This is a genomic window from Pandoraea sputorum (genome assembly GCF_000814845.2).
Classification (GTDB): Bacteria; Pseudomonadota; Gammaproteobacteria; order Burkholderiales; family Burkholderiaceae; genus Pandoraea; species Pandoraea sputorum.
In genome coordinates, this window is the sequence record NZ_CP010431.2 from 2,616,617 (window position 1) to 2,638,967 (window position 22,351).

Sequence of the window (22,351 nt, forward strand, 5' to 3'; positions counted from 1 at the left end):
TTATTTTGCAATCCGAATCAAAGAAAGTACTGATGAATTGCGATGTATGTTGTTGTTTTTGTTAGGGTTTTTGGCGTCGTGACCGTGTGCTGTGGGCCGTTTTTAGTCAAGCTTGTTCACAAACGTCAACAAAACAAAACGAATGAAAAAGGACGACAACAAATTGCCGCTCGACGACGTCGCTCGTCAGCCGTTTTCGAGCGGTGCGTCAACGATCAGTGCCGCGTTCACCTGACGGATGCGCTGATCGACAAAATACCCACCGCCTTCCTGATAGCGCAGATAAAGCCGACCGCAGTCGCGGCACCGGCAGACGTTCGCGCGGTTGTAGGGAAAGTAGCGCGGCGCGATGGGCGCGTTCGTTGCCCAGTAGGACGTGCCGTCAGGGTGATACTCGCTGAACGTCGGTTCAGGCTCATTTGGCGCGAACAGCGTGCCGACGACTTCGAGCTGCGCATCGGGCAACGAGTTGGGCAGGCTCGCCCATCCGTCGAGCGGCGTCCGGGTGCATTGGCAATCGGTGGAAAGGGTGGCGGACGATTCGGCGCGAGCGGCGAGGTCAGCGAAAGCGGTGTGATCGAGGTAAGGAAGATCGGTCATGGGGACTATTGAAGTGGCGTCTGGCCGTCATCGTGCCTGATCTTGCATCGTCGGGGAGGCACGGTGCGACGGTGTTCGCCATGGTAGCGCACCCGGGAAAATGAAACATGGCTCATCGCCGCCGCCCATCGAATCCCTGATATTCGCTGCCCCGAAATTAACTTCAGATGTTAATCTTTTGCGCGTCCGTCCTCGAAGGCGGATGTTATGCATAACTAGCGATTCACTAGACATCGATTGACATCAGGAGGGTATGTGTTCGAAATGTTCCGTCAACAAGGTGGGCGTCTGACCCGACAGTTGCCGAAGTTTGCGTCGGGTTTGATGGCCGCGGCAGCATTGCTCGGTGCCCCGGCGCACGCGAGCGAGGTGTTGTCGAGCGAGGTCTACAGCAAGAATCTGTCGCGCCCGCTGACCTACAACGTCTACCTCCCGACGGGCTACGAAGCCAGCGGCAAGACGACGTACCCCGTGCTGTATCTGCTGCACGGTAACGACGGCGTGAAGAACGACTGGGCGGTCAAGGGCCACATGCAGTCGACCATGGACAAGCTGATCGGCCACGGCGACATTCCGCCTGCCATCGTGATCATGCCGGACGCCGATACCAACTGGTACGTGGATCTGAAGGAGCGCATGGAAACGGCATTCTTCAGCGAGTTGATTCCGCACGTCGAGAAGACGTATCGGGCGATCAAGACGCGCGACGGACGTCTGATCGGCGGCCTGTCGATGGGCGGGTACGGTGCAATGCGTTACGCACTCAAGTATCCGGAGAAGTTCAAGGCGGCTGCGCTCATGAGTCCGGCCATCTACAATCCGGAGCCGCCGAAGGACTCTTCGGCTCGCTTTGTAAAGGTGTTCGCCGAACCGAACACGAACGGCGAGTACAGCGCGCGAGTCTGGCAGCAGAACAACTACCCGGCGTACTTCGACGAGTTCCTGAAGAAGGGGATCAAGGTGCCGATGTACATCAACTCGGGCGATGACGACGATTTCAACATCGAGATGGAGGCCACGCGCTTCTATGAGTTGCTGCGTGCGAACAAGCAACCGGCGGAGTTGCGCATCGTGGACGGCAAGCATGAGTGGCCGGTCTGGGCGAGCACGCTGCCCGACGCGCTGAAGTACATCTTCCGCGATGTTCAGCGTCCGCAGCGCAATGACTGACGTCTGATCCAGCGGTTGACGTGATTCAACCCCGGCCCCTCGAATCCATGCGACCGAGGGGCCGATCGTTTTGAAACCACGGTGTCGACTACAGTGAACGCTCGATTGCCTGTCCGAGCAACGACAGTCCCAGATCGACTTCTTCGTCGCTGACGGTCAGCGGCGGCGCGATACGGAACACGCCGCCCATGCCGGGCAACTGCACAATGTTCATGCTCAGACCTAGGTTCATGCATTCACGCGTGATCTTCGCGCCGAGGCCGTCAGCGGGCGCTTTGGTGCGTCGGTCCTTCACAATCTCCATACCGAGCAGCAAGCCGCGTCCGCGAACGTCGCCCACGCAATCGAAGCGCTCCATCAATCCCAACAAGCCGTTGCGCAGCCGCTCACCCATCACGTTGGCGCGGGCGACGAGTCCGTCGCGCGCCACCACGTCGAGCACGCGCAAGCCGACAGCCGCCGGTAGCGGGTCGGAAACGTGGGTCGTGTAGAACAGATAGCCGCGTTCGTGGGCGCGCTCCTCGATTTGCGCCGACGTCACGATGGCTGCGAGCGGAAGGCCCGCACCGAGCGTCTTCGAGAGGGTCAGAATGTCGGGCGTCACGCCGTCGCGTTCGAACGCGAACATGGTGCCGGTGCGTCCGATGCCGGTCTGCGCTTCGTCGAGAATCAGCAACATGCCGCGCTCCTCGCACTTGCGCTTCAAGGCGGCGAGGTAGCCGGGTGGAAGTTCGATGATGCCGCCGGAACTCAGGATCGGTTCTGCGATGAACGCGGCCAGATTGCCGCTCGACTGACGATCGATCAGATCGAAGGCGTAATCCAGTTCGGCGAGGTAGTCATATTGACCGGCAGGGCCGAAGCGCGGACGGTACGTGAACGGCGCGGGAATGGCAAACGAGCCCACGGCCGCCGGGCCGACGCCTTTGCGTCCCGCACTGTAGGTTGCGGACGCGGCTGCGCCCGTCATCCCATGCCAAGACTGTGCAAAACCTACAACTTCGTACTTGCCGGTGACGAGCTTGGCCATGCGGATGGCCGCCTCGTTCGACTCCGCGCCAGTGCTCAGCAACATCACGCGGTCCAGTCCCTCGGGGGTGATCTCGGCCAGCCGGGTGGCCAGATCCACGACTGGACGCGAAAGCATGCCGCTGAACAGGTGGTCGAGCTTGCCGATAGATTCCGTCACCACCGAGACGATGTCCGGATGGCTGTGGCCGAGCACGGCGCTCATCTGCCCGGAGGTGAAGTCGAGGATCGCGCGCCCGTCGGCGTCGTAGACGAAGCTGCCCTGGGCGCGCTCGACGATCATCGGCTCGAAGGTGCCGCCGTAGCGGATCAGATGCTCGCGGGCATTGCGCCAGAATTCGGCGTCTTGGTTCTTTGACACGGAAAATCTCCGAGGAAGGGCATTGGACGAAAAGCAACGGGAGGCGCAACACTCGCTTGCAGTCTAAGCAGCGCTCTGCTTTCATAAAAGCGAATAATGCTAATGAGAGATAGTAGTGAGACTAATATCGTGAGCGCGACACTGGAAATCGATTTGCTGCGCTCGTTCACGGCCATTGCACAAGCCGGTTCGCTCAGTCGCGCCGCGCAGCGCATCGCCCGAACGCAGTCGGCGCTGAGTCAGCAGATGAAACGCCTGGAGGAGATCGTCGAGCAGCCGTTGTTTCAGCGCACAGGGCGCGGCGTGGTGCTGACCGGCTCCGGCGAGCGTCTGCTCGGTCACGCGCAACGCATTCTTCGCGCACACGACGAGGCGATGGCCGACATGTCGGGGCGCGGGCTGAGCGGGACGATCCGGTTCGGCTGTCCGGATGACTATGCCGCTGCGTTCCTACCCCATCTGCTGCGCGAGTTCGCGGTGGTGCATCCGCATGCGCAAGTCGAGGTGATTTGCGAGCCGACACCGAGATTGCTGGAACAGTTATCGCGTCACGCGCTCGATCTTGCCCTTATTTCGTTGCCCGACGGCGTGGACACGCCCAATGTGATCCGGCGCGAAGCATTGGTCTGGATCGGGAGTCCGGGGCTCGACGGGGTGCTCTCGAACCCGGACGAACCCTTGCCGCTGGCGCTCTCCGATTCCGACACGCTGGACCACATTGCGGCATGCGATGCGCTCTCGAAGGCCGGACGGGCGTACCGGATTGCCTACGCGAGTAGCAATCTGGCAGGACTTACGGCGCTCGCACGCTCCGGACAGGCGTTCGCGGTGATGACGCAAACGGCAGTGCCACCGGACTTACGCATTGTTACAGCTGATACCTTGCCGACGTTGCCGTCCGTAGGGATTACGGTAAAGTTCGATCGCGCGCGTCCCAGTCACCTGAGCGTGGCGTTCGCCGATCAGATTAGGCAGACGCTGGCAGTGATGTAAGGCTGATGTGCATCGACAGAGCGTCGTTGCACGTTCCCGTGGAGGCGAATTTCAAGCACAATTGCGCGTTGCGCAGACGAACGGGCCAAGTCCCGGGCAGGCGCAACAGTCAGTCAAAAGAATCCGGGTTCTGTGCATTGGGGGCATCGATGGCCAGAGATCCGGGGTAATGCAGTCTTCGCAAGTTTTTGCGATTTTTTGTATCGAGGTCGATATGTTGGCGCGTTTCGTGGCGTTTTCTCTGGTAATCGGTTCGCTGTTTGCACTGGCGGGTTGCAACACGGTCGACGGCGTCGGTCAGGACATTTCGGGCGCGGCGCGCACCGTCAAGCGCGCGCTGTAAGTCATTCACGCCGCGCGAATCCGTTCATGCCTCGTTTTGGTGCCAATTCGCCGAAATGAGGCCGTGCTTGACGCGCTATCTCAAGTTTTCCGCCTTCTCGCCGTTGGAGCCGCTAACGCTGTCATGAAGGTACGGGTATCGTGCCGGGTGGCAGACGGTGGCGGCCGCTCTCGGTGGCCACAAAATGGAAAGAAAGGCGGAAGCGCAAATGTTGAAAAATTGGACGATTCGTTGGCGGTTGCGGATGGCCGTGGCTGGTCTGGCAGCCCTTGTGCTGATCATCGGTGGGCTGGCGCTCATTGGATTGCGCGACACCGTGGGGAGCTTGCGCGAGGTCTACGACAAGGAACTGGCGAGCACCCGTTTACTGGGCGAATCGGAAATTCATATCGGCCGCGCGCGCGCTGTCGTGCTGCGTGCACCGCAAGCGCCGTCTGAAGAGATCAAGGCGGCTGACGTCAAGAAGGGCGCCGAGTACTGGGGTGAGTCGGAGAAGGCATGGCAGGCCTACCTGGCGTTGCCGTCGGACGCCGAAGAACAACGTCTTGCGAAAGACGTGACCGGTACCCGCCAGGCGCTCAAGGACGCTTTCACGTTGATCCAGAACAGCATTGCTGCCGGACAGACCGACGTCTACTACGAGCAGGCGGCGGTGCTGGGCAAGCGTTACACGTCGTACGTCAACGCTAACGAAGCGCTCAAGAAGCTTTACGACGAGCGGGCAAAGTCCAGCTTCGATTCGGCGGTGTCGACCTACGATCGCTTGTTTGTCGTGACCCTCGGCGCGATTGCGTTTGCGATTATCGCGGCCTTCCTGACGGCGCGCTCGCTCAATCGTGCGATCACGCGACCGCTTGACGATGTCCTCGAACACTTCCAGGAAATCGCTGACGGGAATCTGCAACGCGCCGTGCATGCAACGTCGACCGACGAGATGGGCCGCTTACTGGGCGCACTCGCCAATATGAAGACGCAGCTCAACGATACAGTCTCCCGCGTGCGCAAGAGCGGCGAAGCGATTGCGGCCAGCGCGCGTGAGATTGCTGCGGGCAATCTGGATCTGTCGGCCCGCACTGAGCAGCAAGCGGCCTCGCTGGAGGAGACGGCGGCGAGCATGGAGCAACTGACCAGCACAGTGCGTCAGAACATGGAGCATGCGCGTCAGGCGAACCAACTGGCGCGACAGGCGAGCGACCAGACGGGGGCGGGCGACACCGCAATGACCGAGGTTACGGAAACCATGCGCGCCATCGATGCGGGGTCGGCACGGATTCGCGACATCATTGCGCTGATCGACGGCATCGCATTCCAGACCAACATCCTCGCCCTGAATGCAGCCGTCGAAGCAGCGCGTGCGGGGGAGCAGGGGCGTGGGTTTGCGGTCGTCGCCGGTGAAGTGCGTACGCTGGCACAGCGCTCGGCAAGTGCGGCGCGCGATATCAAGACGCTCATCGAGACGTCGGCCGAGCGCTCGGCGGCGGGCAGCCGCATCGTGGGTGAGGCAGGCGCGGCGATGAGCAGCATTGCGAACAGCGTGCAACGCGTGACAGACATCATGGCGGAGATTTCGGCCGCGTCGGAAGAGCAGACGGCAGGCATCGATCAGGTGGCACGAGCCGTGACGCAAATGGACGAGGTCACGCAGCAGAACGCGGCACTGGTCGAGCAGGCGTCGGCGGCGGCCCAATCGCTGGCCGAACAGGCCGAATCGCTGAAGTCCGCCGTCGCGGTGTTCCGTCTGGCGTAAGCCGAATCAGATCGACGAACGCCCCCACCATTCGCGCACGAAGTCGCCGCGGTCCGGGCGGGGCGTGACTTCCGGGTTCTCAGGCGGCGTACCGACGAAGAGGAAACCGAGCACTCGTTCGTTCGGTTCAAAGTCGAGAATGCTATGGATGTCGGGGTCGTAGGCGTCGACGCCGGTGGCCCAGAAACCGCCGTAACCCAGCATATGGATGGCGTTCAGCAGATTCATGCTGGCTGCGCCCACGCTGAGGAGTTGTTCGATTTCCGGCACTTTCGTCGCCGTCGAAATAGACGCCGCAATGACGATGATCATGGGTGCCGCAAAGGCTTTGCGACGGCGCTGCTCGTGCGCCTCGGCAGGCGCTTCCGGATCGCGGCTGGCGGCGGCTTCGACGAGCGCTTGTCCCAGATCGTGACGGGCGTCATCGCGCACGACCACGAAACGCCACGGACGCAGACGTCCGTGATCGGGGGCACGTAGCGCAGCATCGAAAATCAGATTCAGTTCGGTATCGCTGGGCGCTGGCGCTGCGAGCGGCCATTGGGACTGTCGCGAGAGCAGTGCTTCGAGAGCCAATTGCCGCGAAGCCACATCCGGCGGCGAGAATTCAGGGGTCGTACCCATCGGGGGGATTCTCCAGAAATGGAACCCCATCATCCGCTATCTACGTAAAAAATGCAAAATGATTCTCATTTGCAATATTGCCGAGTACTCCCTTGGATGGCGAGGCGTTTCATGCCTCGGTAGGACGGCGTTATTCCGCGAAAGCTTGTAACCTACGCGTTCACTTCCTCACACGCCTGTCCGGCGCACGTCATCCATGAGCCAGCAAAAGCCTGTCGAATACGTTTGCGCAACACCTGAAGTCAAAGCCGTCTTCGACGACATCAAAGCGACGCGGGGCGTCCCCGACGTCAACAACTTCTGGAAGTACATCGCACAACATCCGCCGACCTTAGCGCGGACCTGGGGCAGTCTGAAGGACATCATGGCCGATGGCGCGCTCGATCCGCTGGTCAAGGAGCTGATCTACGTCGCGGTCAGCGTTACGAACAATTGCGGATATTGCGTTGCGAGTCACACTGCAGGCGCGCGTCGTGCGGGGATGACCGACGAGATGTTCGGCGAACTGCTGGCCGTCGTGGGCATGGCCAACGAAACCAACCGGCTCGCCGTCGGCTACCGGGTGCCGATCGATCCGGCCTTCGAGTAGGCGACTTGGCAGCGACGTCGACATTCGCGCGACGTTCAGGCGACGTTCAGCGCGCCAAATTGCGAGTCGTGTCCCGCGCCATCCAGCGGCGGTAGCGGCGCGTCTGACATGCCGCGCCAAGTTGCTGGGCGATCAGCGCTCGCATGGGTGAGACGGTCGGGTTCGTCACCCGGCCGGTACTCAGGCGCATGAGCTGAAACTTGACGACGGCCATGTTCGCCATCGACCCCAGCATCTTGTTCTTCCAGCGAATCGGCTTGAGTTGCGGCTCCGACGGCTGCCCCAGACGCCAGCGATTCGGCAATTCGGGATCGATGGAGAGTGCCGTCGCCATGCCCACCATCGCTACACCGCTCGCGATCACCTGGTCCGCAACCGTCCGACGGCGAATGCCGCCCGTCACCATCAGTGGCATCGTCGCCACGCCAATCATTTCGCGTGCGAATTCCAGAAAATAGGCCTCGCGTGCGAGCGTCCGTCCGTCGCGCGATTCGCCCTGCATCGCGGGCGCTTCATAGCTGCCGCCTGAGAGTTCCACGAGGTCGACGCCCAGCGCGCCGAGCATCTGAATAACGCGACGTGCGTCGTCCGGCCCGAATCCGCCACGTTGGAAATCGGCCGAATTCAGTTTGACGGCCACCGCGAAGTCGGTCGCGACAGCCGCACGCACGGACCGCACGATGTCGAGCAGCAAGCGGGCGCGATTCTCGAGACTTCCGCCCCAGCGATCCTGACGCTTGTTCGTCAGCGGCGAGAGGAACTGACTGAGCAGATACCCATGCGCTGCGTGAATCTCTACGCCAGTAAAACCGCTGCGCTCGGCGAGCAGCGCGCTTTGGGTGAAACGTGCAATGACCTCCGCGATATCCGTCTCCGTCAATTCTCTGGGCATCGCGAAGCGCTTCGAGAAGCTCCCGAGTTCAAGGGCGACCGCAGACGGTGCGACGGTGGCCTGACCCAGCGCGGACTGCATTTGGCGACCCGGGTGATTGAGCTGCATCCAGATCTGCGCGCCATGCTGCCGCGCCGCCAGCGCCCATTGTCGGAAGCGTTCGAGATGCGCGTCGTTTTCCAGCACCACGCCGCCCGGACCGGTCATCGCTCGCGCGTCGATCATGACGTTGCCGGTGATGATCAGGCCAGCACCCCCTCGACCCCACGCGTCGTACAGGCGAAGCAGTTCGTCGGACGGCGCGTGATCGGCGTCCGCCATGTTTTCTTCCATCGCCGCCTTGGCAATGCGGTTGGGGATCGACGTGCCGTTCGGCAAGGCAAGTGGAGCAAAGAGCGACATGGTGGACATGGCCGTACCTCGAATCTTCAGTTGACGATGGCACGACCATAACCTTAAAGTTCACTTTAATGTCAAGTGCCTGGAGCGTGAAAATGAAAATCGGAGAGTTGGCGCGGGTGAGTGGCGTGGCGGCGTCGCGAATCCGCTTTTACGAAGCGCAGGGCCTGCTGCCCAATGCGCTGCGACAGATCAATGGCTATCGCGAGTACGACGGCGAGGCACTGACGCGTCTCGATTTAATTCGGCGCGCGCAAAACGCCGGATTTTCGTTGGACGAAATCCGCACGATCCTGCCGCCGGATCTCAGCGACTGGCCACACGACAAATTGCTTGACGTGCTACGCCGCAAGGTGGACGAGATCGAGGCGCTGGAACGGAATCTGGCGCTATCGAAGCAAAATCTGAAGGCGGTAATCGATGCCATCGAACATCGCGAGGAAGGGGAAGACTGCCGGGCCGCGTCGCAACGTGTGCTGACGTCGGTGCGCCGGGCCGAAGACAGTGCTGAGCCTGCGTCCCGGCGCGCCCCGGTCAAAAAGCGCGCCTGACGCGCCCGACAGCCACGACGTATTCAGCGACTGGCAAGAATCTCGTTGGCTTTCGCGATGACCGGTGCGTCGATCATCTTGCCATCCAGTGCGACGGCTGCACCTGCGCTGGCATTGGCGGCGGCGACAACGCGTTCGGCCCATGTAATTTCATCGTCGCGCCACGCGAATGCCGCGTGAACCGGCGCTACCTGACGCGGGTGGATGCACAGTTTCCCCCGGAACCCGAGCGCGCGAGCGCGGCGGGTGGCGGCCTCGATTGATGCCGAATCGTCGAGCACCGTAGTCACACCATCGACGGGTGCTGCGATGCCCGCGATACGCGACGCCAGCGTGATGTGTGAGCGGAAGTACAACAACTCGTCGGCGTCGCCCTCGATGCCGATGTCCAATTGGAAATCGATGGTACCGAACATTAACCGGTCGACGCGTGGCGCAGTGGCGATCTCTCCCAGCACGGCAAATGCCTGCGCCGTCTCGATCAGCGGTACGAGTTGCAGCGACGGCGCAGCGCTTTTCACAACGCGGGCGAGGGTGCCGGCATCTTCCGTCTTCGGTACGACGAGGCCGCTGAGTTGCGTCAGACCAGCGAGTGCTGCGACATCCTCGGCAAACCAGGGGGTCGACGCGGCATTGATACGCACATAGACCGGGATCGATGTCGTGGGACTCGGCGCCATCAGCCATTGCACCACCTGCGCCCGGGCAGTCAGTTTGTCGGCGGGCGGCACGGCGTCTTCGAGATCGAGAATGACGGCGTCCGCGCCCGAAGCACATGCCTTGTCGAAACGTTCCGGACGATTGCCCGGCACGAAAAGCCAGCTACGAATGACAGGATGTTTTTGCATCGCTCACACCACCTGCGCTGCGTGCAGCGCTTCGATCTGCGCCGACGTGCGGCCAAGCTCGGTGAGAATCGCGTCGGTGTGCTGTCCCAGCGCCGGAATCGGATCCATGCGTGGCGCAAACGCTGCGCTCGCTGACGGCATGCCCGGCGGAATCGGTGCCTTGATCGTGCCGTTGGGCGTTGCGACGTTTGCCCAGCGCTCACGCGCGGCGAGTTGGGCGTGTTGCCACACGTCGTGCATCTCGTTGAGGTTGGCGTTGGCGATGCCCACGGCGTCGAGTCGACTCACTAGTTGCGGTGCCGAGAGTCGCATGAAGACTTCGCGGATGATGGCACGCAGCGCATCGCGATTCTCGAGACGCTTGGGGTTGGAAGCAAAGCGTGCGTCTTCGGCGAGCGCCGGCTGTTCGAGAACCTTGTCGCAGAAAATCTTCCACTCGCGCTCGTTCTGCAAGCCCAGCATGACGGTCTTCCCGTCACCGGTTTCGAACGGCCCGTACGGAAAGATCGTTGCGTGCGCTGCACCTGCACGGGGCGGGGGCGTCTGATCGTCCACGGCGTAATACAGCGGAAAGCCCATCCACTCGACCATGCATTCGAGCATCGAGATGTCGATGCGCGAGCCTTTGCCGGTCTTGCCGCGCTGGATCAACGCCGAAAGGATGTTCGTATAGGCGTACATGCCTGCGGCAATGTCCGCAATCGAGCACCCAGCCTTGGCCGAGGCCTCAGGTGAGCCCGTCACCGACAGAAAGCCCGATTCGCTCTGGATGAGCAAGTCGTATGCCTTCTTGTCGCGATAGGGGCCGTCCGGACCGTAACCCGAAATGCCGCAAACGATGATGCGGGGATAGCGCGCCGACAGCACTTCGTAGCTCAGGCCAAGGCGGTCGGCCGCGCCGGGGGCGAGGTTCTGCACCAGGACGTCGGCGTCGGCGAGAAGGTCGTGAAGGACCGACTGGGCGGCGTCCTGTTTCAGGTCGAGCGTCAGACTTTCCTTCGAGCGGTTCGTCCACACGAAGTGCGACGACATGCCGTTCACCCGTGCGTCGTAAGCGCGGGCGAAGTCACCTGCGCCGGGCCGCTCGATCTTGATGACGCGCGCGCCCAGATCGGCCAGTTGGCGGGTGCAGAACGGTGCCGCAATGGCGTGTTCGAGCGCGATGACCTTGATGCCGTCCAAGGGCCTCATGACAGAAATCTCCGAGAAAACCAGTTGAGTGGGGCGAGGCGGTCGCCGGGTCAGACGATCTTCGCGAGCACGATAAGGCTCAGCGTGATCGTGATGGCGCCGCCGATGCGCGTGGCGATTTGCGCGAACGGCATGAGTCGCATGCGGTTCGCTGCGGTGAGGATGGCGACGTCGCCCGTGCCGCCCATGCCGCTGTGCGTGCCGACGACGATGGCTGCGTCGATGGGATGCATGTTCATGCGGCGCGCTACGACGAAGGCGGTGACCATCAGGGTGAGGACCGTCGCGACGATGGTCACGAGCGTCGGCACATTGAAGGAGGCGACGACCTTCTGCCACGGCGTGATCACGACACCGATGGCGAACAGCAGCGGGTAGGTCACCGCCGTCGCGAAGAATTTGTAGACGACGCCAGCACCGGCTTCGAGCTTTGGCGAGAAGATGAAGCCGATCTTCGCGGCGACGGCCAGCACCAGCATCATCACCGGTCCGGGTAGGCCGAGCGTGTTCTGCGCGAGCATGCCGACGAAGTACAGGCACACGGCGATCATGCCAGCCGCCGCGATGTCCGTCGCATCGACCGCCTTCGCAGGTTCAGCGTGCACGTCGTGTGCGCCGATGTCGTCGCTACCCGTTCGCATGAGTTGCCCGTTACCCGTCAACGAGGGGTAACGCTTGCCGAGCGCGTTGAGTACCCCCGAAAACACGATGGCGCAGACGTTGCCGAGCATGACGGCAGGCAATGCCTGCGCGAGGAGGTCGCCAGCGCCCTGATGCATGACTTCCGAGTAGCCGATGGTCAGCGGAATTACGCCTTCGCCCAAGCCGCCGGACATGACCGGGATCACGACGAAGAACACGGTGTGAAACAGGCCCATGCCGAGCATCGTGCCGACGGCTGTGCCGACGATGCCCGCGAGCACCGATCCGATGGCGAGCGGGACGAAGATGCGCACGAAGCCGCCAATCAGCACCTTACGGTCCATGCTCAGAATGCTGCCGACGATGATCCCGGGAATAAATAAGTACAGGAAGTTGCTTTGCTTCCAGAAGGCTACGATGGGGGTGACGACAGACGGGGGCAGCACGTTCGCGAATACCAGCCACGAGGGCAGGAACGTCACGAGAATCACCGGGCCGCCAATGCTGCGAAAGATGGGGATTCGCTGACCGACTTCCATGCAGGTAAAGCTGCACACGGCCAGCAGCGCGATGATCGGCGAGAGTTCGGCGGAGAGTTTGCCGGTGGTGAGAACGGTCGTCGCGATAGCGGCAATGAGCACCAAGTGGACCGGTAACGGCACGATGCCGACGCGCATGTCCATGATTCGCCACCACAAGTCGCGCAGCGGATGGTGCTGTGCTGCCTGAGAAGCTACCTGAGCGCTTTGATTGCTTTGGCCGCCCTGACCGCGTTGTGCGGCAGTGGCCGAGAGTCCGTCTCGCATCCTGCTGTCTCCGTCCATTTGGAATTGGTTTGTTGACGGGACTATAGGCGCGTAGCCAGCGTCGAAGGAAATACCGATTTTGGATGCGGGTATAGGGTAAAACTATGGCTTGAGCTTCTCGTTGCGCGGGAATGGCGCAAAGATGGCTTTCTATGCAACGAAAACCTGAGTTTCACGATGCATCGTATAGCAGTACGCTATGGCTTTTCGTTACTGCCAACCGACCCGTCTCGGAGGCCGATGCCGTTATGGACGTGAGACAACTCAGGAACTTCGTGGCTATCGTCGATAGCGGCAGCTTGTCGAAGGCGGCGGAGCGGTTACATATCGCGCAGCCATCGCTGAGCGCGCAATTGCGTGGGCTTGAGGACGAGCTGCAAACGCAACTTCTGGTACGCAGTGCGCAGGGCGTGACGCCGACCGAAGCAGGCAAGGCGTTGTATCGCCATGCGCGCGTGGTGTTGCGTCAGATGGAGCAGATACGTCAGGAAGTGCGAGAGGGCGGCGGCAGCGAGGCGGGGCCAGTGGCCGTGGGATTCCCGACGACCATTGCGTCGATCCTTGCTGTGCCGTTATTTGCGCGCGTGAGGGAGCAGTATCCGGGGATTCGATTGCAGATTTTCGAGAGCATGAGCGGGTACATCGGCGAGTTGCTCGCCAACGGACGGCTCGACCTCGCGATGCTTTTTCGCGACTCGGAAACGCGGGGCATCTCGGTGATGCCGTTGTTCGACGAGGAACTGTATGTGCTGGGCGGGCACCGGGTGTGTCCGGCGATCTATGAGGATGCTGAGCACAACGCTGACGGGACTTGCCCACTGGAGAAGCTGGACAACGTGCCGATCGTCGCGCCGAGCGCGTCGAACGGCTTGCGCCTGCTGATCGAGCGGAGTTTTGCGCAGGCGAATACGGAGTTGAACATCGTCGCGGATATCGACTCGCTGCCGACGCTCATCGACATTGCCCGCTCGGGCGACGCGTGCTCGATCCTGCCCGTGTCGGCATTGGCGTCGCGCGACCCGGCCTTACGTCCGCCCTCGCGTCGGATCGTCGCACCGCACCTGCAACGCCCGGCGAGTGTGTGCTGGTCCAACTCACTCCCGGTAGGCTCGGCGACGGTCGCGGTACGTCAGTGCATCGCCGACCTCATCCGGGAATTGCAGGCGGATGGACATTGGACGGGAATTACGTTGCGGCGCGGGAGTTACTGGCCAAATTAGCTTTTCATGACGAGTCCCCGCCGCTGGCGGAGCGGTTGCGCTGTCAACGGACGGATGAAGCATCGCCGTCTACCATGCACGCACTTCGTTGTCCGCTTGAATCACTTTCGCAAACTGTTCGTGAGACACATTTCCGCCGGAAATTACGGCGACTACGCTTTTGTCGCGGAATGATCGTATCTCGGAGAGGACGGCGGCGAACGCGATGGCTCCTCCGGGTTCGGTCACTAGTTTGAAATGACGGAAGAGAACGCGCATCGCAGCCTCGACGCATGCGTCATCAACCAGCAATACGTCACGAACGGATTGCCTCATGAGATCAAAGGTGAGGGCGCCTGGACGCCGATTTCTAAGTGCGTCACATATTGTGATGCCGACATCAGGTGCTTCGCAGGGCTCGCCCGCTAACAGGGATCGTTTCGTATCGGCAGCCGCCGTCGGCTCCGCGCCCAATAGCGCGATCGGACTATGCCCGACGACCAGCGCAGCGCCAGCGATCAGACTTCCTCCTCCGCACGGGTAAATCAGTGCATCGGGTGCGCTGCCGTTGTTTGTCTCAGAGAACTGAGAAAGTAACTCAAGCGTTACCGTGGCTTGCCCATCGATGACCGAGATGTCGTCATATGCAGGTATGACAACCGCGCCCAACCTGGCCGCGATCGACTTTCCCATCTTCACTACATCTTGCGTATCGGATGCCGTATACACGTCGGCCCCACGACTAAGAATATTGTCGACCTTCACCTTAGGAATCCACGGAGGTACGACGACCGAGGCGGGGATCCCCAAGTCTTGTGCCACTTCTGCTAATGCTGCGCCGTGATTGCCTGAGGACCATGTGAGCAGGTGAGAAGCGGATTCGTCGGACGTCGAAGCCAGCGTTTTGTTCAGAGCCCCTCGAATTTTGAATGAACCGGTTCTCTGTAGATTCTCCGCCTTTATGAACAGATTGCATTGCAATCGATCGTTCAGGTAATCGGACTTCAATAGTGGAGTGGTCTGAATGAACGAGGATATTCTGGCGGAGGCAATCTCAAGTCGATCCGCGATGCCCCCTGAATTTGTGTTTACTATCATTTTCTGTGCTCCGTGCGGTTGATTTTTCTTTTCTAATGTTGTGAGTTCTTGGATTAATCATTTTTATGTCTCTACAATAATTCCGCGTCCTGCATGAAACCGTTCCGCTGTTTCCATATTTATGGCGGCGTCTTGCTGAAATGGAGGAATTCCGGAAGGATTGTGTAGGTAAAGCGTTTTCCCCTCAATTCCGTGAACAAGAATAAGATGACCGCCTTTTCGATTGTTGGGGTTGTTCGGGGATCTAATTTCGGTGCTTACGGATGAAATCACCATGAATGATTTTTTTATGAATTTCCCCACATAATCAAATTTTTCATTTTCGTATATGAATGAATTTATTTTATAGGCATCCCGAATCCAATTGCAAAAAGGCTCGTATATTAGGCCTTTGACTGAGTTGTCGCTGATTTTTATGTATGCGCCCCATGATGTTGCTGCCTCGATTAGCTCTCGCCTGTTTGGATGTGGAATTTTCATGAAATCCAGAATTGATTCAAGGCACGCAATTCCACATGATCGATTGCTCCAGAAGCGATAGTCATCCGGCGTTGCGAATCCGGAATTAATCCAGTCGGGATCTTCGCAGGGATCCATGTTGAATTTTATGATTTTCTCATTCAATTCTGGATTTGCCCACTGTGATCTGTAAGGCACGTTTTTATGGCGATAGTCGTTGGGCATGTCTTCTTCCTATGTCTCTAAGAAGTGGAAGCGATATGAGTTGCAGGATTGATAGCGCGGCCGCGAGCGCAAGTGCCACGCGGTAGCTTTCCCATGTGCAGATGAATGAACCTAGTACAGCACCGAGAGGCATAAATCCCCAAGTGATCGATCGATATATCCCCGTGATTCGGCCGAGCACTCTTTCGGGAACAAAGCGCTGGCGATATGTAATAGAAACGACATTCCATATCGCTAGGAAGAATCCGTAAATGAATAGCGCTAATGAGACAAACATTGGCGGCCCTCCGGTTAGTCCGACTAGAGGGAGGACTGTCATGGCGAGGATGGACGCACAGATGAGCGGGAAATGGGGGAGGTTTGAGATGAGCTTTGTCGACAGAATCGTTCCAGTTAGGGACCCAAACGCGATCGATGACATCATCAGGCCATAGCCGAATGTGGTGAGTCCCAGTCCGCTAGCACTGTCAAAGACATAAAGAGCAAAAGCTGAGCTCCATACGCCATAAGAAGTCATCATTATTGATGCGACAAGAAGAGTTCCAAAAAGAGTTCGATCCTTAAGAGGGGTGAGTATCTGTTGTGGTTTGGTTCTTATTGGGTTTTTATGAATTGATTGGGGATTTTTTGGGTGGCCATGAATTAATATGATTCCTATTTGAATTACAATCAATGATTCTATCAGAGTTTTCGGGCCGCCAATTAATGCGGCGCCAGCGAGAATCGGAGCAATCAACTGTGAGAATGCTGCCTGCAACCCTAGAAATAATGAATTTATTTTTTTGAGATTTTGTTTTTGTGATATTTTCGGAATTGATGTCTGGATTGCCAGCTCTGCCGAGATGTCGCCGATGGTTATGATTGTGGAGAGAACTATAAATTCAGAAAAATTTAATGATTCAAGGAGTATCAATACAATAATAATCGAAAGTGATGTCAGCCTTATTAAGGAGCCTGATAAAATTATTTTTTTGAATGAGAGATGATCTATCGCAAACCCTACGAGGACCGGTGAAAACAGCCAAGGAAGCTTCGATGCAGCAATCGACATACCTATGGCGGATGGGTCGCTGTTTAGGGAGATTGCAAGTACGGGAATCGAAGATCGAAAAATACCTTCTCCCAAGAAATTCAGTGTGATCATGGACCACATTGGCAGATTTCTTGACATTACGGCCGATATTTTCTGGAGGTTTCGATCGTTTCGATCAATCTAGATATCAGGTCTTCATAGTCCCAGTTCAGGGCGTATCCCATTTGAGCCAGGTTCCCATGTCTCGATAGCCCTGGAAGTGTGTTCACTTCCAGAAACCAGGGGGCTGTGTCGTTGAGGATGAAATCAACACGTGCAAATCCTCTGCAACCCAGCGATGAGTAGATGCTGAGTGCCATTTCCTTGAGTGAGAATTCCTCGGATTTTGAGATTTCCGCCGGACAGAGATAGGCGCGACGTGAATTGCCGCACTTAACGTCGAAGCTATAGAACTGTTCGTCGTGCCGTGTTTCGAGTAGGGGAAGCGCAACGGGAATGCCTGCAATTTCAATGATCCCGACGCTTATGTCTTTTCCCGGTACGAACTGTGCGGCGACAAATAGCGGCAGTTCGTCGTTAGCCGCCGAGGAAGCCCAGTCGTAGAAGTCGTTGGCACTGGATAAGATCCGGGCGCCTTGACTGCATCCATTGGCCGCAGGTTTAACGAATACCTGCGACCCCAACGTTCTGAAAAGTTCACGGGGCTCAGGTAATCGTCCGCGCCTGAGATCGATCAGTCTCGATCGGGGAGTGCGAAGGCCGGAGCTTTCAGCAATCGCGTTGGCAAACGGCTTGAAGTATGCAGCGGCACTTGCTGCAACGCCTGAACCCGAATAGGGGATACGCAACAGATCAAGGGCACCTTGGAGTTTTCCGTCCTCGCCATACCAGCCGTGCGTAGTGAGAAAGGCGCATTCGATTTGCTCAAGTTCACGGAAGTCGAGTTCCGCGGCATCGAAAAGTGTCGTGCTGATACCAAGTGATATGCACGCTTCGCGGACGTGCTTTCCGGAAAGAAGCGCCCCGGGACGCTCAGGGCCGTAGCCTCCGGTGATGATGCCCAGTTGCATGGCACTCCCCCCATCCTTTGCGAAAATCGCAGACCAAAGGTGACGGGGGGTTGAGCGGTATTAGAGCAGAAAAGGCTCTGTTACTCATGATTCGGCGGATGGGAATTTTCTGAGATTTTTTCGCAGATGGAGACGTGGCGGGTCGCGTCCAAGCGATATAAAGACGTCACCATTTTCCCACCCTCCAGCTTACTGACGCATCCCGATCGCCAGACGGTTGAACGCGCTCATCAATGCGATGGCGAACGTCAGGTCGGCGATTTCGGCGTCGGTGAAGTGTTCGCGCAGCGGGTTGAAGTCTTCGTCCGGGGCGTTGGTGCGATCGATGGCGCCGACAGAGTCGGCCCAGGCGAGGGCGGCACGCTCACGGTCGCTGAACTGCGAGCTCACCCGCCAGCCGCCGACGCTGTCGATTTTGGCATCGGCCATGCCACCGGCGCGCAGCGCCTTGCTGTGCATCTCCAGGCAGAAGGCACATCCATTGATCTGCGACACGCGCAGATAAACCAGCTCGATCAGCGGTTTGCCGAGACTGCTTTTCTCCAACGCCTTTTTCGTGGCGACGAACCCTTGATAGGCATCGTTCGACAGCGTGAAATAGGACAGGCGAAGCGTACTCATCGAAATTCTCCAGAAATTAACTGAGCAAGGGGCATGGGTTAAGGCTTGATGCGAACTGCAGGGGGATTGTCGCAACGTCACCAATTTACGAGAATCATGGCCTAGTAGTCAGATGCAAGAATTGACGGAATCAATGGGACATCGCGAATGGATTTTCCGCTTTTAAGTCCGCACCTGAAGCCCGGCCCGGGTGACGACGCACCGCTCTACCTCCAGCTGTATCGCCGCTATCGCGACGCCATCGCCTCCGGCAAACTCCGGGCGGGCGACCGCGTGCCGTCCGTGCGTAGCCTTGCCAGCGAACTCAATCTCGCCCGTGGCACAGTCGAGCTGGCCTATCAGATGCTCACCAGCGAAGGCTATTTCTCACCGCGCGGCGCGGCCGGGACGTTCGTGTCGCCACGACTCGAACACCTTAGCGAGACGGCCGCGCCGGTCGTCACTCCGGCAACTCCCGTGCCCCCGCCGCGTGATGCGCTCGCGGCCGTCGGTGCGCCGCGTCCGTTCCAACTGGGCCTTCCCGCATTGGATGCATTCCCCCGCAAGACGTGGGTGCGTCTGGCCGGACGAAGTCTGCGCGTCATGGACCTCGCATCGATGGCCTATCCCGATCCCGCCGGGTACGCGCCGTTGCGCCATGCCATTGCCACCTATCTCGGAATCTCTCGCGGCATCGCATGCTCCGCGCAGCAGGTTTTCGTCACGGCGGGCTATCGTGCCGCCCTCGATCTCGTGTGCCGGACGTTGATCGAGCCCGGCGCGCAAGGCTGGTTCGAAGAACCGGGATACCCTTACGCACGGCACTTTCTGACGAGCGTCGGTATGCGCCTCGCAGCGATCCCGGTCGACGAAGAGGGGCTTAACGTGGAAGAGGGCGTGCGCCGCGCTCCGAAAGCTCGCTTCGCCGTCGTGACCCCGACCCATCAGAGTCCCACCGGGGCGACGATGTCCTTACCCCGGCGGCTCGCACTGCTCGAATGGGCAAGCGAGCAGCAGTCGTGGATTGTGGAAGACGACTACGACAGCGAGTTTCGCTATCACGGGCGTCCATTGCCCGCGCTCAAGAGTCTCGATCACGACGGCCGGGTGCTGTACACCGGCACGTTCAGCAAAGTGCTGTTCCCCGGACTTCGGCTTGCGTACCTTGTGGTGCCCGACGTCCATATCGAGCGTTTTACGCAGGCCGCCAATCAACTGGGCGGACCGGGCTCGGTCCACGTGCAGACGACGGTAGCGGACTTCATGGAGCAGGGGCATTTCGCACGGCACCTGCGCAAAATGCGGGCGTTGTACGCCGAACGGCGCGGCTATCTCGTCGATGCGCTGGCCGACGTCTTTGGCGAAGACCTGTACGTGCAGCCACAGGCTGGCGGCATTCAGACGCTGGCGTATCTGCGCCACGCTCTCGCCGAACGGGACGACGAAACCATCTCGCTTGCCGCCCACGCGCAAGGCCTGGCGGTGCACGGGCTGCGCCACTGGTACGGCAACACGCCATCTCGGTCTGCGTTGCTCCTCGGCTTCACCAACATCCCGGATAGCGCGACGGCACGGGCGCTGAGCCTGCGATTGCGCGCGTCGATAGCGGGCTGAACGAGGCCGGATCGAGCCGGTCGTCAGCGCCCATCGGAGTTTCGGGTCGGAGCGCCCGATAAGACCACGTCAGGACAGGTGCTTTCGAAACCCGCTATGCTTCGTTGACTGGCGCACGCGCGCCCCAAAAAAACACCGTGCCGGTGGCGACTCAGGCTCGCCCCGCGCCCCAAGCTTCTCAGGAGTCCCCCTCGTGGCAGCGTTCGACATCGACGATATCGTTTCTTCATTGCATTCTGCCCGCCTGCGCTGGCGCGACGGGCAGCGACGCCTGCTCGAACCCGGTGGTCGCGATCTGCCGTCGCGCGAGCGTCTCGCAGACATCGTCGTGCAACTCAAGGGCGCGCTGTTCCCCATGCGTCTCGGCCCGCTCGACCTGCACCAGCAAGGCGAAAACTACTACGTCGGTCATACGCTGACGAGCGCACTGAACGGTCTGGCCGAGCAAGCACGCCTTGAATGGCGCTACAAGGCGCGTCACGACGCCGCCATCACGGCAACGCTCATCGAAGAGCGTGCGCATTCCGCCATTCAACAATTCGCAGGCAAGTTGCCTGAGATTCGCGATTTGCTCGATCAGGATGTGCTCGCCGCCTATCAGGGCGATCCGGCGGCGGGCAGCGTCGACGAAGTGTTGATCTGCTATCCGGGCATCCACGCGATGATTCATCACCGCATCGCCCACGAGCTGTACCGGCTCGAACTGCCGCTGCTCGCCCGCATCATCGCCGAGCAGGCACACTCCGAAACCGGGATCGATATCCATCCGGGCGCGCGCATCGGTGCGGGCTTTTTCATCGATCACGGGACTGGTGTCGTTATTGGCGAGACGGCCATTCTCGGCCAGCGTGTGCGCGTGTATCAGGCGGTCACGCTGGGGGCCAAACGCTTCCCGGCCGACGACGACGGCAACCCGCGCAAAGGCCTTGCGCGTCACCCGATCGTCGAGGACAACGTCGTCATCTATGCCGGTGCGACGATTCTGGGTCGCGTCACCATCGGCGAAGGCTCCGTCATTGGCGGCAATGTGTGGCTCACGCAAGACGTGCCACCGTTTAGCAACATCACGCAGGCACGCTCGCGCACCGAAGCTGGCTCACCGCCTGTCTCCGGCTGCGATAACGATCGTTCCTGATGTAAGCGACGCGCGTCGTCAGACCGGTGCCGGCGGCGCAGCGATGCGCGCACGCACCTCCGGCGACGCGAGGCACGTCGTCACCGCTTCGAAGCCCGGCGAGCCTGCATACGGCGCGACGCGCACCGGCGGGCTATGATTCGCCGGGCAAAGGACGACGGCTTCGTCACTGCCCACAGCGCTCAGGTCGAGAATCGACGACGAGCGCGTCATCATGAAAAGCGGGTGTGCACGCGTGCGCGCCCGCATGCGCAGATAGCGAATCAGCGCCTCTTGCGTCGGCTGTGCCAGATCCTGCTCGATCATGTCGACGACCAGCGCACCGGCACGATCGGCTTCCAACGCCGTCACCAGAATCGTCAATGCATCGGAGGGTTCTGCGCCATCGTCCACTAGCCAGATCAGCGCCTGATCGACACGTCGTTGCAGCGCATTGTCGATCGAAGCCTTGCCAGAGGCCACCACGCGCGGCGGGTCCAATCGGTCCAGTCCAAGAAACGCGCCGTTCGGCAGGGCTTGCGCCAGACGCATCGCCAGTCGTGTCTTCCCGCTACCCAGCGAGCCGATGATGTAGTTCAGCGCACGAATGTCGCGCATTTCGAACCACTCGCCGCCCCAAGGCCAGGGGAGTTCGAAGGCGACACTCGGTGCCGCTTCTTCAACAAGGCCTGGCAATTCGCCGCGATTGGGCATTCTGCCGCTTGCGAGTTCGGCACGAAGGCTTCGCACCGTCTCCAGTCGACGCAGTCGCTCTCGGATCTCTGCATCGAGTGAGTGTTCGTGCGCCTCAAGGGCTGTCGACAACGTTTGGGCATTGCCCTTCAAGACACTCGCGACCTGCGCGAGGCTCAGGCCCAATGCCCGAAGCGCGACGACTTCGGACGCGCGCGCCATCTCGGCACTGTCATACGTGCGATAACCGGCCGAGGATCGTTTCGGCGACAGCAGGCCGTGCTGCTCGTACAACCGAAGCGCCTTATTCGAGACGCCAAGCCGCCGCGCCGCTTCGGACGCATTCAGACTCACCACAGAATCCTTCATCGTTCACCTCTTGGTGTTGATCGGGGTGACGCCATCGTCGAGCCGTCCCCAAGGGGCAGGTCAAGCCTTTGCGATCTGTCGGGACGATTCAC

General features: G+C 59.9%; 22 protein-coding genes. 9 read left to right on the forward strand and 13 right to left on the reverse strand.

Annotated elements, in window-relative coordinates; all coding sequences use genetic code 11:
* Positions 1-186 precede the first annotated feature (186 nt).
* On the reverse strand, positions 187-600 hold the full coding sequence (locus NA29_RS11575) for a hypothetical protein (RefSeq protein WP_039398293.1): 414 nt from the start codon (positions 598-600) through the stop codon (positions 187-189).
* 264 nt (positions 601-864) lie between these two features.
* Between NA29_RS11575 and NA29_RS11580 the strand changes: the two genes are divergently transcribed.
* The gene (locus NA29_RS11580) at positions 865-1,770 is read left to right on the forward strand and encodes an alpha/beta hydrolase (protein ID WP_039398295.1); all 906 of its coding nucleotides are present in this window, start codon (positions 865-867) and stop codon (positions 1,768-1,770) included.
* Between the two features lie 88 nt (positions 1,771-1,858).
* Here the strand turns inward: NA29_RS11580 and NA29_RS11585 are convergent, their stop codons facing one another.
* Positions 1,859-3,160: an aspartate aminotransferase family protein gene (locus NA29_RS11585; protein ID WP_039398298.1), complete on the reverse strand. Its 1,302-nt coding sequence runs from the start codon at positions 3,158-3,160 to the stop codon at positions 1,859-1,861.
* 102 nt (positions 3,161-3,262) lie between these two features.
* Here NA29_RS11585 and NA29_RS11590 point away from each other — a divergent pair, with 102 nt between their 5' ends.
* From NA29_RS11590 to NA29_RS26495, 3 genes are all read left to right on the forward strand, one after another.
* The gene (locus NA29_RS11590) at positions 3,263-4,153 is read left to right on the forward strand and encodes a LysR substrate-binding domain-containing protein (RefSeq protein WP_072633258.1); all 891 of its coding nucleotides are present in this window, start codon (positions 3,263-3,265) and stop codon (positions 4,151-4,153) included.
* A 214-nt stretch (positions 4,154-4,367) separates the two neighbouring features.
* Positions 4,368-4,496, forward strand: coding sequence for a hypothetical protein (locus NA29_RS26310; protein WP_257125724.1), 129 nt, complete (start codon positions 4,368-4,370; stop codon positions 4,494-4,496).
* Positions 4,497-4,704: 208 nt separating this feature from the next.
* On the forward strand, positions 4,705-6,243 hold the full coding sequence (locus NA29_RS26495; RefSeq protein ID WP_072633259.1) for a methyl-accepting chemotaxis protein: 1,539 nt from the start codon (positions 4,705-4,707) through the stop codon (positions 6,241-6,243).
* A gap of 6 nt (positions 6,244-6,249) precedes the next feature.
* Here NA29_RS26495 and NA29_RS11600 read toward each other — a convergent pair whose 3' ends face one another.
* On the reverse strand, positions 6,250-6,867 hold the full coding sequence (locus NA29_RS11600; RefSeq protein ID WP_039398302.1) for a nitroreductase family protein: 618 nt from the start codon (positions 6,865-6,867) through the stop codon (positions 6,250-6,252).
* A 196-nt stretch (positions 6,868-7,063) separates the two neighbouring features.
* Between NA29_RS11600 and NA29_RS11605 the strand changes: the two genes are divergently transcribed.
* Positions 7,064-7,456, forward strand: a complete 393-nt coding sequence (locus NA29_RS11605; RefSeq protein ID WP_039398304.1) for a carboxymuconolactone decarboxylase family protein — start codon at positions 7,064-7,066, stop codon at positions 7,454-7,456.
* Between the two features lie 46 nt (positions 7,457-7,502).
* Here NA29_RS11605 and NA29_RS11610 read toward each other — a convergent pair whose 3' ends face one another.
* Positions 7,503-8,750, reverse strand: coding sequence for an NADH:flavin oxidoreductase/NADH oxidase family protein (locus NA29_RS11610; protein ID WP_039398305.1), 1,248 nt, complete (start codon positions 8,748-8,750; stop codon positions 7,503-7,505).
* Positions 8,751-8,842: 92 nt separating this feature from the next.
* On the opposite strand from NA29_RS11610, the gene NA29_RS11615 reads away from it, so the two are divergent.
* A complete protein-coding gene (locus NA29_RS11615) occupies positions 8,843-9,298 on the forward strand; it encodes a MerR family transcriptional regulator (protein WP_039398307.1) in 456 nt (151 codons plus the stop codon).
* A 23-nt stretch (positions 9,299-9,321) separates the two neighbouring features.
* Here NA29_RS11615 and NA29_RS11620 read toward each other — a convergent pair whose 3' ends face one another.
* The 3 genes from NA29_RS11620 to NA29_RS11630 are packed head-to-tail and all read right to left on the reverse strand — an operon-like array spanning position 9,322 to position 12,785.
* The gene (locus NA29_RS11620) at positions 9,322-10,146 is read right to left on the reverse strand and encodes an HpcH/HpaI aldolase/citrate lyase family protein (RefSeq protein ID WP_039398309.1); all 825 of its coding nucleotides are present in this window, start codon (positions 10,144-10,146) and stop codon (positions 9,322-9,324) included.
* Between the two features lie 3 nt (positions 10,147-10,149).
* Positions 10,150-11,337, reverse strand: a complete 1,188-nt coding sequence (locus NA29_RS11625; RefSeq protein ID WP_039398311.1) for a CaiB/BaiF CoA transferase family protein — start codon at positions 11,335-11,337, stop codon at positions 10,150-10,152.
* A 50-nt stretch (positions 11,338-11,387) separates the two neighbouring features.
* Positions 11,388-12,785, reverse strand: a complete 1,398-nt coding sequence (locus NA29_RS11630) for a 2-hydroxycarboxylate transporter family protein (RefSeq protein ID WP_072633260.1) — start codon at positions 12,783-12,785, stop codon at positions 11,388-11,390.
* Positions 12,786-13,033: 248 nt separating this feature from the next.
* On the opposite strand from NA29_RS11630, the gene NA29_RS11635 reads away from it, so the two are divergent.
* Positions 13,034-14,005 carry a LysR substrate-binding domain-containing protein gene (locus NA29_RS11635; RefSeq protein WP_039398315.1) on the forward strand — a complete coding sequence of 324 codons (972 nt, stop codon included), beginning with the start codon at positions 13,034-13,036 and terminating at the stop codon, positions 14,003-14,005.
* A 69-nt stretch (positions 14,006-14,074) separates the two neighbouring features.
* On the opposite strand, the gene NA29_RS11640 is transcribed toward NA29_RS11635, so the two are convergent.
* From NA29_RS11640 to NA29_RS11660, 5 genes are all read right to left on the reverse strand, one after another.
* Positions 14,075-14,992 carry a threonine ammonia-lyase gene (locus NA29_RS11640; protein ID WP_157744773.1) on the reverse strand — a complete coding sequence of 306 codons (918 nt, stop codon included), beginning with the start codon at positions 14,990-14,992 and terminating at the stop codon, positions 14,075-14,077.
* A 153-nt stretch (positions 14,993-15,145) separates the two neighbouring features.
* Positions 15,146-15,766: a C39 family peptidase gene (locus NA29_RS11645; protein WP_072633261.1), complete on the reverse strand. Its 621-nt coding sequence runs from the start codon at positions 15,764-15,766 to the stop codon at positions 15,146-15,148.
* Positions 15,744-16,919 (reverse strand): MFS transporter, encoded by a 1,176-nt coding sequence (locus NA29_RS11650; RefSeq protein WP_072633262.1) that lies wholly within the window; start codon positions 16,917-16,919, stop codon positions 15,744-15,746. The genes NA29_RS11645 and NA29_RS11650 overlap by 23 nt, the downstream gene beginning before the upstream one ends.
* Positions 16,920-16,936: 17 nt before the next feature.
* A complete protein-coding gene (locus tag NA29_RS11655; RefSeq protein ID WP_039398320.1) occupies positions 16,937-17,869 on the reverse strand; it encodes a D-alanine--D-alanine ligase family protein in 933 nt (310 codons plus the stop codon).
* Between the two features lie 189 nt (positions 17,870-18,058).
* Entirely contained in the window at positions 18,059-18,490 is a 432-nt protein-coding gene (locus NA29_RS11660; protein WP_039398323.1) for a carboxymuconolactone decarboxylase family protein, read from the reverse strand.
* Between the two features lie 147 nt (positions 18,491-18,637).
* Between NA29_RS11660 and pdxR the strand changes: the two genes are divergently transcribed.
* Both pdxR and epsC read left to right on the forward strand, forming a co-directional pair.
* Positions 18,638-20,083, forward strand: a complete 1,446-nt coding sequence (gene pdxR / locus NA29_RS11665; protein WP_039398325.1) for a MocR-like pyridoxine biosynthesis transcription factor PdxR — start codon at positions 18,638-18,640, stop codon at positions 20,081-20,083.
* 193 nt (positions 20,084-20,276) lie between these two features.
* Entirely contained in the window at positions 20,277-21,218 is a 942-nt protein-coding gene (epsC, locus tag NA29_RS11670) for a serine O-acetyltransferase EpsC (protein ID WP_039398327.1), read from the forward strand.
* A gap of 18 nt (positions 21,219-21,236) precedes the next feature.
* On the opposite strand, the gene NA29_RS11675 is transcribed toward epsC, so the two are convergent.
* Positions 21,237-22,259 carry a MerR family transcriptional regulator gene (locus NA29_RS11675; protein WP_039398329.1) on the reverse strand — a complete coding sequence of 341 codons (1,023 nt, stop codon included), beginning with the start codon at positions 22,257-22,259 and terminating at the stop codon, positions 21,237-21,239.
* Positions 22,260-22,351 lie beyond the last annotated feature (92 nt).

What these genes read in the sequence shown, in the direction of transcription:
- NA29_RS11630 (WP_072633260.1), bottom strand. Translation starts at nt 12,785, where the DNA reads ATGCGAGACGGACTCTCGGCCACTGCCGCACAACGCGGTCAGGGCGGC.
- NA29_RS11675 (WP_039398329.1), bottom strand. Translation starts at nt 22,259, where the DNA reads ATGAAGGATTCTGTGGTGAGTCTGAATGCGTCCGAAGCGGCGCGGCGG.
- NA29_RS11605 (WP_039398304.1), top strand. Translation starts at nt 7,064, where the DNA reads ATGAGCCAGCAAAAGCCTGTCGAATACGTTTGCGCAACACCTGAAGTC.
- NA29_RS11660 (WP_039398323.1), bottom strand. Translation starts at nt 18,490, where the DNA reads ATGAGTACGCTTCGCCTGTCCTATTTCACGCTGTCGAACGATGCCTAT.
- NA29_RS11580 (WP_039398295.1), top strand. Translation starts at nt 865, where the DNA reads ATGTTCCGTCAACAAGGTGGGCGTCTGACCCGACAGTTGCCGAAGTTT.
- NA29_RS11650 (WP_072633262.1), bottom strand. Translation starts at nt 16,919, where the DNA reads ATGTGGTCCATGATCACACTGAATTTCTTGGGAGAAGGTATTTTTCGA.
- NA29_RS11610 (WP_039398305.1), bottom strand. Translation starts at nt 8,750, where the DNA reads ATGTCGCTCTTTGCTCCACTTGCCTTGCCGAACGGCACGTCGATCCCC.
- NA29_RS26310 (WP_257125724.1), top strand. Translation starts at nt 4,368, where the DNA reads ATGTTGGCGCGTTTCGTGGCGTTTTCTCTGGTAATCGGTTCGCTGTTT.
- NA29_RS11590 (WP_072633258.1), top strand. Translation starts at nt 3,263, where the DNA reads ATGAGAGATAGTAGTGAGACTAATATCGTGAGCGCGACACTGGAAATC.
- NA29_RS11575 (WP_039398293.1), bottom strand. Translation starts at nt 600, where the DNA reads ATGACCGATCTTCCTTACCTCGATCACACCGCTTTCGCTGACCTCGCC.
- NA29_RS11600 (WP_039398302.1), bottom strand. Translation starts at nt 6,867, where the DNA reads ATGGGTACGACCCCTGAATTCTCGCCGCCGGATGTGGCTTCGCGGCAA.
- NA29_RS11625 (WP_039398311.1), bottom strand. Translation starts at nt 11,337, where the DNA reads ATGAGGCCCTTGGACGGCATCAAGGTCATCGCGCTCGAACACGCCATT.
- NA29_RS11655 (WP_039398320.1), bottom strand. Translation starts at nt 17,869, where the DNA reads ATGCAACTGGGCATCATCACCGGAGGCTACGGCCCTGAGCGTCCCGGG.
- NA29_RS26495 (WP_072633259.1), top strand. Translation starts at nt 4,705, where the DNA reads ATGTTGAAAAATTGGACGATTCGTTGGCGGTTGCGGATGGCCGTGGCT.
- NA29_RS11645 (WP_072633261.1), bottom strand. Translation starts at nt 15,766, where the DNA reads ATGCCCAACGACTATCGCCATAAAAACGTGCCTTACAGATCACAGTGG.
- NA29_RS11620 (WP_039398309.1), bottom strand. Translation starts at nt 10,146, where the DNA reads ATGCAAAAACATCCTGTCATTCGTAGCTGGCTTTTCGTGCCGGGCAAT.
- NA29_RS11635 (WP_039398315.1), top strand. Translation starts at nt 13,034, where the DNA reads ATGGACGTGAGACAACTCAGGAACTTCGTGGCTATCGTCGATAGCGGC.
- NA29_RS11615 (WP_039398307.1), top strand. Translation starts at nt 8,843, where the DNA reads ATGAAAATCGGAGAGTTGGCGCGGGTGAGTGGCGTGGCGGCGTCGCGA.
- pdxR (WP_039398325.1), top strand. Translation starts at nt 18,638, where the DNA reads ATGGATTTTCCGCTTTTAAGTCCGCACCTGAAGCCCGGCCCGGGTGAC.